This window comes from Arthrobacter sp. 1088, assembly GCF_031455315.1.
GTDB lineage: Bacteria > Actinomycetota > Actinomycetes > Actinomycetales > Micrococcaceae > Arthrobacter.
In genome coordinates, this window is sequence record NZ_JAVDSM010000003.1 from 406,941 (window position 1) to 420,583 (window position 13,643).

11 protein-coding genes are annotated in these 13,643 nt (G+C 63.7%); 5 read left to right on the forward strand and 6 right to left on the reverse strand.

Translation table 11 applies throughout. The features are described from left to right. The first annotated feature begins 7 nt into the window (after window positions 1–7). Window positions 8–643: a hypothetical protein gene (locus tag J2Y41_RS06760; RefSeq protein ID WP_309927387.1), complete on the forward strand. Its 636-nt coding sequence runs from the start codon at window positions 8–10 to the stop codon at window positions 641–643. A gap of 61 nt (window positions 644–704) precedes the next feature. On the opposite strand, the gene J2Y41_RS06765 is transcribed toward J2Y41_RS06760, so the two are convergent. The 3 genes from J2Y41_RS06765 to J2Y41_RS06775 are packed head-to-tail and all read right to left on the reverse strand — an operon-like array spanning window position 705 to window position 3,990. Beyond that, window positions 705–2,057, reverse strand: a complete 1,353-nt coding sequence (locus J2Y41_RS06765) for an MFS transporter (protein ID WP_309927390.1) — start codon at window positions 2,055–2,057, stop codon at window positions 705–707. 51 nt (window positions 2,058–2,108) lie between these two features. After that, entirely contained in the window at window positions 2,109–3,068 is a 960-nt protein-coding gene (murQ, locus tag J2Y41_RS06770; RefSeq protein WP_309927393.1) for an N-acetylmuramic acid 6-phosphate etherase, read from the reverse strand. Continuing rightward, window positions 3,034–3,990, reverse strand: coding sequence for a BadF/BadG/BcrA/BcrD ATPase family protein (locus tag J2Y41_RS06775; RefSeq protein ID WP_309927397.1), 957 nt, complete (start codon window positions 3,988–3,990; stop codon window positions 3,034–3,036). Before J2Y41_RS06775 ends, murQ begins: the two co-directional genes overlap by 35 nt. Before the next feature lie 176 nt (window positions 3,991–4,166). Here J2Y41_RS06775 and purH point away from each other — a divergent pair, with 176 nt between their 5' ends. Beyond that, the gene (purH, locus tag J2Y41_RS06780) at window positions 4,167–5,837 is read left to right on the forward strand and encodes a bifunctional phosphoribosylaminoimidazolecarboxamide formyltransferase/IMP cyclohydrolase (protein WP_309927400.1); all 1,671 of its coding nucleotides are present in this window, start codon (window positions 4,167–4,169) and stop codon (window positions 5,835–5,837) included. Window positions 5,838–5,940: 103 nt separating this feature from the next. Here the strand turns inward: purH and J2Y41_RS06785 are convergent, their stop codons facing one another. Continuing rightward, entirely contained in the window at window positions 5,941–6,942 is a 1,002-nt protein-coding gene (locus J2Y41_RS06785; protein WP_309927402.1) for a hypothetical protein, read from the reverse strand. A gap of 320 nt (window positions 6,943–7,262) precedes the next feature. On the opposite strand from J2Y41_RS06785, the gene J2Y41_RS06790 reads away from it, so the two are divergent. Beyond that, a complete protein-coding gene (locus J2Y41_RS06790; protein WP_309927404.1) occupies window positions 7,263–9,482 on the forward strand; it encodes an NADP-dependent isocitrate dehydrogenase in 2,220 nt (739 codons plus the stop codon). A 59-nt stretch (window positions 9,483–9,541) separates the two neighbouring features. On the opposite strand, the gene J2Y41_RS06795 is transcribed toward J2Y41_RS06790, so the two are convergent. Beyond that, window positions 9,542–10,642, reverse strand: a complete 1,101-nt coding sequence (locus J2Y41_RS06795; RefSeq protein WP_309927406.1) for an FAD-dependent oxidoreductase — start codon at window positions 10,640–10,642, stop codon at window positions 9,542–9,544. A gap of 156 nt (window positions 10,643–10,798) precedes the next feature. Between J2Y41_RS06795 and J2Y41_RS06800 the strand changes: the two genes are divergently transcribed. Next, entirely contained in the window at window positions 10,799–11,239 is a 441-nt protein-coding gene (locus J2Y41_RS06800) for a DoxX family protein (RefSeq protein WP_224091487.1), read from the forward strand. Window positions 11,240–11,335: 96 nt separating this feature from the next. Here the strand turns inward: J2Y41_RS06800 and J2Y41_RS06805 are convergent, their stop codons facing one another. Next, window positions 11,336–12,406, reverse strand: a complete 1,071-nt coding sequence (locus J2Y41_RS06805) for a Gfo/Idh/MocA family oxidoreductase (protein ID WP_309927409.1) — start codon at window positions 12,404–12,406, stop codon at window positions 11,336–11,338. Between the two features lie 139 nt (window positions 12,407–12,545). Here J2Y41_RS06805 and J2Y41_RS06810 point away from each other — a divergent pair, with 139 nt between their 5' ends. Next, window positions 12,546–13,643, forward strand: coding sequence for an efflux RND transporter periplasmic adaptor subunit (locus J2Y41_RS06810; RefSeq protein WP_309927412.1), 1,098 nt, complete (start codon window positions 12,546–12,548; stop codon window positions 13,641–13,643).

Below are 13,643 nucleotides of genomic sequence, written 5' to 3' on the forward strand. Positions count from 1 at the left end.
TCACACCATGGCGATTCCTCGTCGCCGAGGCGTCATTGGCCACCGGGGCCAGTTCTTTGAAGACGAAATCACCACGCTTAACGGCCTGTACATCACGAGCAGAGCCCGAACATGGTTGGACTGCGCGCGGAAAATGGACATCGACGAGATCACTGTGGTGGCGGATCACTTGCTGCGCATACCGAGGCCGGAATTCGAGGGACGCAGCGCGCCTTACTGCACGGTGGATGACCTGGAAGACATGCTCGACCGCCATTGGGGGACACCGGGGATCCGCAAAGCCCGTCTTGCCCTGGAACAGGCGTGCGTCGGCGCCGACTCGGCCCCCGAAACGCGGCTTCGGCTGGCACTGGACCGGGCGGGGCTACCGACTGCGGAAGTCAACGTACCCACGGAGTTGGGTCCCGGCGTCGTGCGTCAATCGGATGTAACTTATCGCGAGTGGCGGGTGGCGGTCGAATACGACGGGGAGGGCCATTCGGAGGCCGAGCAGATCGTGCGGGATATTGCCCGCGAGGAGGAGTTCAGCCGGGCAGGGTGGATCCTGGTCCGTATCTCCAAGCGTCACATGACCACCGGCGCGAGGTCCGCGGTGGCCAAGGTGAGGCGGGCGCTCGAGCAACGCGGTTGGTCACCCAAGTAAGTCGCAGTTGTGCGCGTTTAGCGGCCTCTAAACGCGCTTAAGTGCGACCTAGTTGGGGAAGCTAACGCAACACGCGCTGCTTCGTCTCGGGAGCGAAGAACGCCATCCACACCACAGAGAGCAGCACCAGCCCACCGGCCATCGCAAACGACTGAGCCAGGCCGAACTCGGGCCAGAAGAACGAAGCGAACACCAAAGGCCCGAAGCCTGCGCCGATGCGGGAGAACGTCGAGGCCCAGCCGAAGCCTGAGCCCCGGAGTTCCGTGGGATACAGCTCGGACACATAGGCGTAGAGGACCGGGATTGCCACCTGGACCACGAAGCCGAACACCAACAGCCAGAACACGGCGGCCTGCGGAACATCCACCACAAACGCGACGATCACCAACGTCAGCGCGGAAAGCGGACCGGTGATGGCGAGGATCCACTTGCGGCCCACCCGCTCCACCAGCAGTGCCGCGACCACCACGCCCAAAAGCCCGACGGCGGCCATCCCGGCTGTGGTGACGAAGGCTTTGTACTCCTCGAAGCCGGCGCCAATGAGGATCCGGGGCATCCACGTCAGGGACAGGTAATAGACCAACAGGATGCTGAAGAACAGGGCCCAGGCTGCGGTGGTGATTTTCCAGTTAAATGTCCAGATTTTTCGAAGCTGTTCCCAGGCGCTGCCGGGGGAGAGCCTGGGGGCGGCTTGGGGTTCCGGCAGGCTATACGCCCGGGGTGATGCGCCCGTTGCCTCCACCAAACCATCAATCACCGCCGCTGCCTCAGCCCGACGGCCGGCCCGAATCAGGAACAACGGGGACTCCGGGACACTGCGCCGCACCCAGAAAACGAGGAGCGCAGGCAGAACCATAATCAGCATGGTGAGCCGCCAGTCGCCAAAGGCAGCAACGAGTCCAGCGGAGATGAAGCCACAGAGAGCCGCGCCCACGGGCCACCAGCCATCCATCGCCGTGAGGACTTTGCCCCGCTGCCTGCGAGGCGTGAACTCACCCACCAGGGCATAGTCCACCGGGATGCAGCCGCCCAGCCCAAACCCGGCCATGAAGCGGAAGATGCAGAACCACACGATGTCCGGGGCGAAGGCGCCGAGCACGGTGAAGATGCTGAAGATCAGGAGGGTGGCCGTGAACGCCTTCTTGCGCCCGATGGTGTCGGCGATGGTTCCCCACGCAAACGCGCCCAGAGCCATGCCGATCAGGTTGGCCGTACCGATCCACGCAGCATCAGCGGGCTGCAGGGACCAATGCTTGGACAGAAGCGGAATGAGGATGCCGTTGAGCGTCACATCCCAGGCGTCGAACATGAATCCGAGCCCACCGATCACGAAGATCCTGCCTTGGACCTTCCACCGCCATGGCAGTTCCTGCACAACTTGTTCGCCGCTGGGCACGGCTGTGTATGTATTCATCTGCCCTCCTGCATGCAACTTTATGCGCTCGGGCCAACACCGCCGTTCGCGTTACTTCTGGTTTTCAATCGCCCTTCGCAGGTAACCACCGGCTTCTTCGAGAGCTCTCTTGGCCTGAGCTGGTTCGATGCCGGTGAGCAGCACCAGGATGGCGGCTTTTACCGAGCCGTTGACCGAGTCCAGTGCTGCCACGGCTTCATGCGCGTCCACTCCGGTGGCGTGCTGCACTGTCCGTTGCGAGCGGGCCAGGAGTTTCTCGTTGGTCGCGCGCAGGTCAACCATCAGGTTCCCGTACGTCTTACCGAGCTTCACCATCACCAGTGTGCTGATCATGTTGAGGACAAGTTTCTGGGCCGTGCCCGAGTTCAGTCGCGTCGAGCCCGCAATGAACTCCGGACCCACCACTACCTCAATCGCCACATCCGCAAGATGGCTGACGGCCGAGCCCTTGTTGCAAGCCAGCGACGCCGTGAACGCACCCTTTTTCCGGGCCTCTTCCAGAGCGCCGATCACGTAAGGCGTTCGGCCGGACGCAGTAATACCCACGACGGCGTCCGCTTCCGTCACGTTGATGTCGTGCAGGTCGCGCGCGCCTGCGGTCGCGTTATCCTCGGCGTACTCAACGGGTTTCTGGATCGCCTGGACGCCACCTGCGATAAGTCCGACGACGAGTCCCGGCGGGGTGCCGAACGTCGGTGGGCACTCGCTCGCGTCGAGCACACCCAGGCGCCCGGCCGTTCCAGCCCCCACATAGAGAAGGCGACCTCCACGCTGGAGTCGCTCCGCAACGGCGTCGACCGTTTGAACAATCGCAGGGCTCGCTGCTTCAACCGCGGCGTGTACTCCTGCAGTGTGGGCAAGCATGGCCGCGACGAGTTCCTCGGTGCCCATGGTGTCCAGTTCGCTCAGGTTCTCGGCCGCGGCTTCGGTCTCCAGCCCGGCGAGTTCCGTGCGCAGGCCGGCGAGCCTGTCCGCGTCAGTGGGGCGAGTCGGGCCAGTTTGTTCCGTCACGGTGGATGTACCTTTCCTGGATGAGCCCGCGGCGCGTCGCAGCGAGGGCAGCACCGTCCAAGCCATCGCCCAGCGGGGCCACCACCTCAATCCCAGCCGAAGCAAGGGACTTCCGCAAGAGCTCCGCGAAGAACCCGGAGCTGACCACTCCGCCCAGCAGGGCAACACGGCGTGAGCTCCCGGAGTCGCCGCCCGCGGCCAGCTGCACGGTCTTGGTCAGGATGCGGCAGGCCTCGTCCACAATGACATTCGCGACGGCGTCACCCGCCTCCGCGGCGTGCAGAACCAGCGGCGCGAACCGGGCCATGGCGCGGTACGGGTTTTCGACGGATGCGAGCCATGCCGGGAGCATTTCCGGGGAGTCCACCAGAGCCCCCGCCGCAGCCGAAAGCGATGTGGAGGGGCCGCCGTCGTGCGCTTCCAAAACGGCCTGGAGCCCCCGCTGGCCGATCCAGCGGCCGCTGCCACGATCGCCCAGATAGGGTCCCCAACCGTCGGCGCGATGAAGGACGCCGGCTTCATCGAAACGGAAGGCCACCGCCCCCGTACCCACGATCAGGGTAGTGCCCGGCGCGCCTTGGAGGGCTCCAAGTTGGGCCGCTGTGGCGTCCGAAAGGACAGCTGCCGGGACGCCGAAGCGCTGCGACAACATAGTTGCGAGCTCGCGGGACTTCTCCGCAGAAGCCTCGACGCCGGCAACTGCTGCGCCGATTCCCGTCAACGTGCTCACAGGCAGGCCGGGCGGAAGCATCGAGACCGTCTCAAGGAGGAGGTCGAAAGCGATGGTGGGGCCGTTGTCCATGTGGACTCCGGGGAACCCGTGCTGGTCCGCCGCGCCAAGTAATTCGGTGCCGCTGCGCAGCTCCACGCGGCAACGGCTCTTCCCTACATCGGCGGCGAGAACGACATCGGTGGCTTCCATGGCTCAACCCTATGTTGTGGGGCATGTTGTGCGTGGCAAACGTGGGGCATGGGGCGAAGACCGGGCCCCGCAACGCAAGACCAACCAGGACCCGAAACGAGCGCGCCAACGAAACACGATAAACTCTCCGTATCCCACCACCCGCGACATCTACGCGAACTAAGACGGAGACTTTTGTGAGCTTGACGCAGCTTGACCGTGTTCCCATCCGCCGTGCACTGATCTCGGTTTACGACAAGACGGGACTGGAGGAGCTCGCGAAGGGCCTGCACGCAGCCGGCGTCGCCATTGTTTCCACCGGCTCCACCGCCAAGAAGATCGCTGCCGCAGGCATCCCGGTCAAGGAAGTCGAAGAAGTCACCGGCTCCCCGGAAATGCTGGACGGCCGCGTCAAGACGCTGCACCCGCGCGTGCACGGCGGCATCCTGGCCGACCGTCGCGTCCCGGCCCACATGGAAACCCTCGCCGGTATGGAGATCGAGACGTTCGATCTCGTCGTGGTGAACCTGTACCCGTTCGTCGAGACCGTGAAGTCCGGCGCAGCACAGGACGATGTGGTTGAGCAGATCGACATCGGAGGCCCCGCGATGGTGCGTTCGGCCGCGAAGAACCACGCCGCCGTCGCCATTGTCACGGACCCGAACTTCTACGGCGCAGTGGTTGCTGCAGCACAAGAAGGCGGCTTCGACCTCAACACCCGTCGCCGCCTGGCCGCCAAGGCGTTCGCGCACACGGCCAGCTACGACAACGCTGTGGCAACCTGGACCGCCAGCCAGTTCCTGGATGAAGACGGCGACGGCGTCATCGACTGGCCTGCCTACGCAGGTCTGTCCTTGGAGCGTTCCGAGGTCCTCCGCTACGGCGAGAACCCGCACCAGCAGGCTGCCCTCTACGTGGACAAGGCTGCTCCGGCCGGCATCGCGCAGGCTGACCAGCTGCACGGCAAGGCCATGAGCTACAACAACTTCGTCGACGCCGACGCCGCCCTCCGTGCTGCGTTCGACTTCGCCGAGCCCGCCGTTGCGATCATCAAGCACGCCAACCCGTGTGGTGTCGCTGTCGGTTCCGCCGACGCTGCAGATCCGATCGCTGACGCCCACGCCAAGGCCCACGCCTGCGACCCCGTTTCCGCTTTCGGTGGCGTGATCGCCGCGAACCGCACCGTCACCGCTGGCATGGCCCGCACGGTTGCCGACATCTTCACTGAGGTTGTCATTGCTCCGGACTTTGAGCCGGAAGCCGTGGAGATTCTTTCCAAGAAGAAGAACATCCGGCTGCTTGCCCTGCCTGAGGGCTACGGCCGCTACCCCTCCGAAATGCGCCAGGTCTCCGGTGGCGTGCTGGTTCAGATGAGCGACAAGGTGGACGCCGACGGCGATAACCCCGCCAATTGGACCCTCGCAGCCGGTGAAGCCGCAGATGAAGCAACCCTCGCCGACCTCGCCTTCGCCTGGACTGCCTGCCGCGCCGCCAAGTCCAACGCCATCCTGATCGCAGATCACGGCGCAGCTGTGGGCATCGGTATGGGCCAGGTCAACCGCCTGGACTCCTGCCGCCTTGCCGTCGAGCGCGCCAACACGCTGGGCGTCACGGTGGAGTCCGACGTCGAAGGTGCTGGCGGCGCTTCGAACGCCGACGCGACCAACGCACCAGAGCGTGCACGCGGTGCCGTTGCAGCCTCGGATGCATTCTTCCCGTTCGCTGATGGCCTGCAGATCCTGATCGACGCCGGTGTTCGCGCCGTGGTCCAGCCCGGCGGTTCTGTCCGCGATGAGGAAGTCATTGCCGCAGCCAACGCTGCCGGCATCACGATGTACTTCACCGGTGCACGCCACTTCTTCCACTAAACAACGGCGGGCAACAGCCCAAAGCCAGTGAAACGCAACGGCGGCCGCCCCCGGGTAGGGGACGGCCGCCGTCGTTGTTAACAAGGTCGCGCTAAGAAGACTGCTACGAAGCCGCCGCCGTGGTGTACGTGGACTGAATGACGGAGCCCCAGTACGGGCCATACATGGTGTTGGAGTTGCTGCCGTAGCCGTAGCTGTTCACCGAGTTCTGGTAACCGCCGGAGCTGTTGCCGATGATCCAAGGACCGCCCGAGGAACCACCGGTCATGTTGCACGGGATTCCCTGGGTGGCGAACTGCGGGTTGTAGGGATCGTTGGTGGCGGTGCCGGAGCAGCTTTTGAGCGATTCGCCGTTGAACGGAGCAGCTGCCGGGTAGCCGAAGGACTTGTAGCTCAGGCCGCGGGCGGCGTTGAACTGGACACCGGAGGAGCCTACGACATCGGCGAGCCGCTGGCCGTTGAGGGTGTTCATGACGGCGAAGGCGGTGTCGTACTGCATGTTGCCGTTGGACGCCCATTGGGTGGGGGAGTACAGCGCCCTTGCTGTCCACTTGCCATAGGGTGCGGAGCCGTTGAGGTAGGCGGGTACGAACACGAAGTTGGTGGCGTAGGCGCCGGGTCCCTCGTTGACGCAGTGGCCTGCAGTGGACACGGTGCTCTTGTTGGCTGCTGTCACGGAGTTGCCGGAGCAGACGTAGTTGGAGCCGCCGAGGGTGAAGAAGATCTTGCCGATGTGCTTGACGGGCGTTTCGCTCTGGTTCACCTTCCGGTCGATGGTCTTGGAGTCGGTGGAGGCTTGCTGGCCCTCTATGCTTTTAAGGGCGCCCGGGGCTTCGGTGACCGGGGCTTTTCCGAGGTTGAGGAGCCGGCCGCGGTCAAGTGCCTTGTTGGCGAGGATGTCGCCGGACTTGGCGTTCTTCATGCGTTCCGGGGTCCAGTAGTCTGCGGCGCCGTTGTCCGACGCTACATGGCTGCTGACCGCAACGCCGCTGGAGTCGATGTCCTTGGCGGGGGCCGCATTTGCGCTGGTGGTTCCAACCAGGGCAAGGATTGCGGCAGCGGACAGACTCAGCAGGCTTGTGGCCAGGGTCTTGGTTTTTGTCACGTTCTTCCAACCTATCGAGGGAGTGGGGCGGCCAGTGATGGCGACCGCCGACTGACGGAATCGAAGCTACCCAACGTATGACAAGTTTGTAAAGAGTTCTTTCATAGTTTGTGATATTTTGCTTTCACTTCTTGTCACGCGGCGGGGAGCACTGCACGACGCCGGTCGGCAGCTCGGGCGGCAAGGCCGCCGTCGGGCGTAAATCGCTTTCCCGCGCGGTAACGAACACGTGATCCCGGACACGAAGAGCCGCCAATCCGGTCTACTCGGGTAAGTTTAGAGATGTTGAAATCTGCAGACTTTCAGGGAGAACCCCGCCAATGGCCAAGATTATCTATACCCACACAGACGAAGCGCCGATGCTGGCTACCTACTCATTCCTGCCGATTGTGGAAGCGTATGCCTCGACCGCAGGTGTGGAGGTCGAGACCCGCGATATTTCGCTGGCCGGCCGCATCATCGCCGTTTTCGGCGATTTCCTGACTGAAGAGCAGCGCACGGGCAACGCCCTTGCTGAGCTTGGCGAACTGGCAAAGCAGCCGGAAGCCAACATCATCAAGCTGCCCAACATCAGCGCCTCGGTGCCGCAGCTCAAGGCTGCCATCGCCGAGCTCCAGGCCCAGGGCTACGCCCTCCCGGACTACCCGGACAACCCCTCCTCGGACACCGAGACGGACATCCGCTCGCGCTACGACAAAATCAAGGGCTCCGCTGTGAACCCGGTGCTGCGTGAAGGCAACTCTGACCGCCGCGCACCGCTGTCGGTGAAGAACTACGCCCGTCAGAACCCGCACTCCATGGGTGCCTGGTCTGCCGATTCCAAGACCAACGTTGCCACCATGGGCCAGAATGATTTCCGCTCCAACGAGAAATCCGTTGTGCTCAAGGCTGACGATTCGCTCAGCATCCAGCTGGTCCGCGAAGACGGCAGTACCAAGGTCCTCAAGAAGGACTTCCCCGTCCTGGCCGGTGAAGTTGTGGACGCTACCGTTCTGCGCGCAGGCGCCCTGGACGAGTTCCTGAAGGCACAGGTTGCCCGTGCCAAGGAAGAGGGCATCCTCTTCTCCGCACACCTGAAGGCCACCATGATGAAGGTCTCGGACCCCATCATCTTCGGCCACGTGGTCAAGGCTTACTTCTCCGAGCTTTTCGATACTTACGGCAAGCAGCTCGCAGCCGCAGGCATCAGCCCGAACAACGGTCTCGCAGCCATCCTTAGCGGCTTGGAAGACCTGCCGGAAGACGTCCGCGAAGGCGTCAAGGCTGCTATCACCAAGGGCCTCGAAGACGGACCTGCGTTGGCAATGGTGGACTCGGACAAGGGCATCACCAGCCTGCACGTTCCGTCGGACATCATCGTCGACGCTTCCATGCCGGCCATGATTCGTTCCTCCGGTCACATGTGGGGCCCGGACGGCAAGGAAGCGGACACGCTCGCCGTCATCCCGGACAGCTCTTACGCCGGCGTCTACCAGGTAGTCCTGGACGACTGCCGTGCCAATGGCGCATTCGACCCCACCACCATGGGCACCGTTCCCAACGTGGGCCTCATGGCGCAGGCAGCCGAGGAATACGGCAGCCACGACAAAACCTTCGAAATCGAGGCAGCCGGAACCGTCCAGCTCGTGGACAGCAAGGGTAACGTCCTCACCGAGCACCAGGTATCCCCGGGGGACATCTGGCGCGCATGCCAGACCAAGGATGTCCCGATCCGCGACTGGGTCAAGCTGGCCGTTACCCGCGCCCGCGCTTCCCAGACTCCGGCGGTTTTCTGGCTGGACAAGGGCCGTGCGCACGATGCCAACCTCATCGCCAAGGTCAACGAGTACCTGAAGGACCACGACACCGAGGGCCTGCAGATCGAGATCATGTCCCCGGAGGAGGCAACAGCCTTCACCCTGGAGCGCATCCGCAAGGGCGAGGACACCATCTCCGTCACCGGTAACGTCCTCCGCGACTACCTCACGGACCTGTTCCCGATCCTCGAGCTCGGCACCAGCGCCAAGATGCTTTCCGTCGTTCCGCTGATCAACGGTGGCGGCCTGTTCGAGACCGGCGCCGGTGGCTCCGCTCCCAAGCACGTTCAGCAGCTGGTCAAGGAAAACCACCTTCGCTGGGACAGCCTGGGTGAATTCCTTGCCCTGGCCGTTAGCTTCGAGCACCTTGCCACCACCACCGGCAATGCCCGCGCCCAGGTCCTTGCCGACACGCTGGACCGCGCCACGGGTACCTTCCTGCTGGAAAACAAGTCCCCGCGCCGCAGCGTTGGCGAACTGGACAACCGTGGAAGCCACTTCTACCTGGCCATGTACTGGGCACAGGAACTGGCCAAGCAGACTGAGGACGCCGAGCTGGCCAAGGACTTCGCAGCCATCGCTGAAGCCCTGACCTCCAACGAGGAAGTCATCGTCGGCGAGCTGAACGCAGTCCAGGGTCCCGGCGTCGATCTGGGCGGTTACTACCGTCCGGACGCTGCCAAGGCCGCAGAGATCATGCGCCCGTCGGCCACGTTCAACAAGGTCGTCGCGACCCTGAGCTAGTCATTACAGATAATGCCCCCTGAGACCCGGTCTTGGGGGCATTATCTGTCTACATATTCCTAACGGTCGGCCAGGAAACGCTGAGGCGCCACACCGCCGTCGACGATGTCTTTCAGCACCCGGCCGATAGCCGGCGTGAACTTGAAACCGTGCCCGGAGAACCCGGCGCCCACCACCAGCGGGCCAAAACGGTCCAGCACAAAGTCCTCCGTGGGCGTGGTGGTGTACGTGCAGCTGATGGGAACCGCGGTTGAAGGGTCGACGCCGGGAAGCCACTCTTGCGCGTAACGCACCAAGGCGTCGAGCTGCTCGGGTATGGGCTGGAACGTGCGCTCGTCCGGATCCATCACGGGGCCGACGCCGTGCCAGCCCGCTTTGACGCCCTCGCCGGGGGTGAGCATGCCGTAGACGGGGCTGTACCAGTATTCGTACGCGGGATCGTCCATATCCGGGGTGTGGTTGAAACTTGGCCACACGAGCGTGTTGTCCACGGGGGTGAAGTGGGCAGGCTGCTCCTGGGTAACAACCAGCGGCGGTAGCTTCGCGTGGTCGCCGAGGACCTTGTTCGTCCAGGCGCCGGCGGTGACCACCACCCGGTTGGCTGTGTACTCGGTCTCGTCCGTCACGACCACCACGCTTTCGGCACCGTCGACACGGATGTCGCGGACCGGCGTCGAGTACTTGAAGATGGCGCCATGGGACTCGGCGGCCGTTCGAAGTGCCACCAGTGCCTTGGCTGAACGGACCCGTCCGGATCCGGGAACGAAGAGCACATCGGTGGCGAAGTTCATGCCTTGCCATCGGTCCATGGCCTCATCGGCTGAGATGAAGTAGCTTTCGATGCCGCGTTCCTGATGGGCCGCTTGGACGGTCCGGAGCCGCTCGACGTTGCCGTGGTTCGCCAGCCCCACCAGGTCCAGCAGCGGCGCCCCTGTTTCCGCAGCAAGCTCATCCCACAGGGTCTTCGCCTCGGCGAGGAGGTCCAGGTAGTCGGCCTCGGCGTACGCGGTGTTGAAGTTGCGGGTGGCGCCGTGGGATGCACCGATGTGGTGACCGGCCTCGAACTGCTCCAGCAGGACCACGGACTTACCGCTGCGGGCCAGCTGCCACGCGGCGGCCGATCCCATTGCTCCTCCGCCAACAACTACGACGTCCACCATGCCAGCTCCATCCACCCTCGGCCCATTATCAGGTTCCATTCTGCCCCCACCCGCGCAACTAGGTCGCAGCAGATGCCCTTTTGAACGCTCAAAACGGCATCTGCTGCTACTTACTTGGGTTGGCGCTCGTCGCAAAGGCATGGAAGATTGGGACCCGTGAAATTCCTTCACCCGTCTCCCAAGTCCTCTGCCCGCGGCGTCACGATCCTGCGCGTGGTGTTCGGCGCGCTGATCATGGTGCATGGCATCCAAAAGTTCGTGGCCGGTCACGCCGCCTTCGCTGCGTCGGTTGCTGCCATGGGCGTGCAGAAGCCCGAGATCGTTGCCTGGCTGGTCATCGCAGGGGAGATTGGCCTGGGGCTGCTCCTGGTCCTCGGGGCCCTGACCAGGGTGGCTGGTTTCCTTGCGGCAATCATGTTCGCCGGCATCTGGTTCGTCACGGAAGCCGGCAAGCCGCTGCTTACGGACAAGTCCGGTGTCAACGCCGAACTCCTGATCGTCTACGTCGCGATTTCAGTGGCGTTCGTGTTCCTCGGTCCCGGCGCCTGGTCACTGGACCGCAAGCTGGCCAGGCAGCCGATCGGCCAACGTCGCTAAGGCCAGTGGCGTCAAGGCCAGCGACGTTAATACAGCCGGGTTAACTCCCGACGGCGGCACGCGCCGAAGGCTGAAACCTCACCGAGTGCCGTTACCTCACCGCGCGTCGTTCGGGTACCTGATCCCCAACTGGGACCGGACGCCATCGAACAAGCGCATGACGTTGATGGAGTCCTCCAGCGGCATGACCGGGCTCTCCAGCAGGCCCTGTTGAATGCAGCGGGTCACTTCGCGGAGTTCGTAGGTGTAGCCGACGCCCACCACATCGAATCGTTCATGCCGCGGCTCATCCCAACCAACACGGATCAGCAGTTCCCGGGGGTTGTTCACCGAGCCCACCGTCTGCAGATACCCGAGCCCGCCCGCCACCGTGGCAGTGCGTGGACCGTGGGCCGTCAGGGAAGAGGTTAATTGTGCCTGGGCACCGCTGGCGTAACCGAGCGTCAGCGCATTCTGTGTGTCCACGCCGTCCTCGTTCAGCGTGCCGATCGCGGTAACTGACTGTGGGAAGCCCAGTGTTCCCAAAGCCCAGAGCAACGGGTAGACGGTGATGTCCAGCAGGGCCCCGCCTCCGTCGTTGAGTGCCCAGATGCGGGCGGATGGATCGTAGGGTGCAGGGAAGCCCAGGTCTGCGCTGACCCACTGGGTGTGCCCGATTTCCCCTGACGCCGCAATGGAAAAGGCGCGCTGCATGCTTGGCAGGAAGCGGCTCCAGACTGCCTCCATGAAGAACACCTTGTGCTCGCGGGCCAGCCTCACCAGCTCGGTGGCTTCGCGGGCGTTGATGGTGAGTGCCTTCTCGCAGAGAACATGTTTGCCTGCGCGCAGGGCCGCCGCGGCGATCTGGAAATGCTGTGCGTGGGGTGTGGCCACGTAAACCACGTCGACGGCGGGATCCTCGAACAGCCGCTGGTAGCCTGGGACACCGGCGTCGTTCCCGTACGCCTTGGCGAAACCAAGTGTGTGCGCAAAAGCGTCCGCGGCAGCTTGGGTCCTTGAGCTCACGGCATAGAGTTCGGCGTCCTCCAGCAGGGAAAGGTCCAGGGAAACACTGTTGGCGATGTTGCCTGTGGACACGACTCCCCATCGCAAACGCTGGCCGGTTGCAGCGCGGGGATCCTGGTTGGTCTGGGTGGACAGCCACGGCTTGGCGATAGGGAGAGTCATGCCTGTCATCCTCTCATTTCCAACACTGTAAGCATTCTGTCGAGTCGCCCGAATGTCAGGCCAAACTATATTCCTCGCCTAGGCTGAGGGAATCATCCCTCGCAGAGGTTCTGTGGGGAGTTACCGAAATGGAGCAGGGATGGGTATTTTTCGGCGCGTCATTTTGCCGGTTTCCTGGCTGGTGGTTTTCGCAATAATTGCGGTGGCTTTGGTCAAGATCGCTTTCGTGGACGGCCTTAAGCCGTCTGATTCCGGGCCCGCGCCCTTGGCGCAAGTGGACATACCGGTGGTCCCGGCCACCCGTGCAACTGTCACTAATACTGTGGAAATCAAGGGCACCGTTCAGAGCGACGCCGCTGAAGCCATCCGGAGCACTTCTGCGGGCAAGGTCATTAAGGTTTTCGTCGAACAGGGCGCCACGGTTGCCAAGGGCGATGCCCTGTTCCAGGTCAAAGCCGAGCGCGTAGTGACGTCTTCCCAGCCGTCCAAGGATGGAATGTCCTCGGTGCCGAAGCCTGTATATGACTACTTCGATGTCCTGGCACCCAGCAGCGGTACCCTGCAGTCCTTAACCACGCTGATCGACCAGCAAGTGAGCGTCGGGGAAAGTGTCGGCAAGATCGACCCCGGAACGTACACCGTGGCCGGCTCGGTCACGGCAGCCCAGCAGTACCGCCTGCTCGGCAAGCCCGGCCCGGCAGAGATCGCTTTGGTTGGCGGGCCGGCACCGTTCCAGTGCACCGAGGTGACGCTCAAGAACAACGCGTCCGACGACGGCGGCAGCACCTCGGGTGGTTTGTCGTCCACAGGCGGAGGTGCTGGCATGGGTGTCGGCGGGGCAGTCGCAATCCCCGGTGGGGGCGGCGGCCAGTCGCAGGACGGTGGCACGCCCACGGGAACGCTGAGCTGCGCAATCCCGGCTGGGCATGAAGTCTTTGCCGGACTTGGCGCGACCATGACCGTCAGTGCGGGCGTCGCCGCCGATGTGGTGACGGTTCCGCTGACCTCGGTGAAGGGCAGCGTGAAGGACGGCATCGTCTGGATTGCGGGCGCAGGAGGGAGCGGGGCTGCCCCGGAGGAGCGCACCGTACAGCTTGGTTTGAATGATGGCAACGTAGTTGAAGTGACGTCCGGCTTGACCGAGGGCGAGCACGTCCTCGAGTTCGTGCCAGGCGCTCCGGCTGCCCCGGACCCCATGATGGGCCCTGGGCAGGGCACCCACATTCCGGCGGGTTAA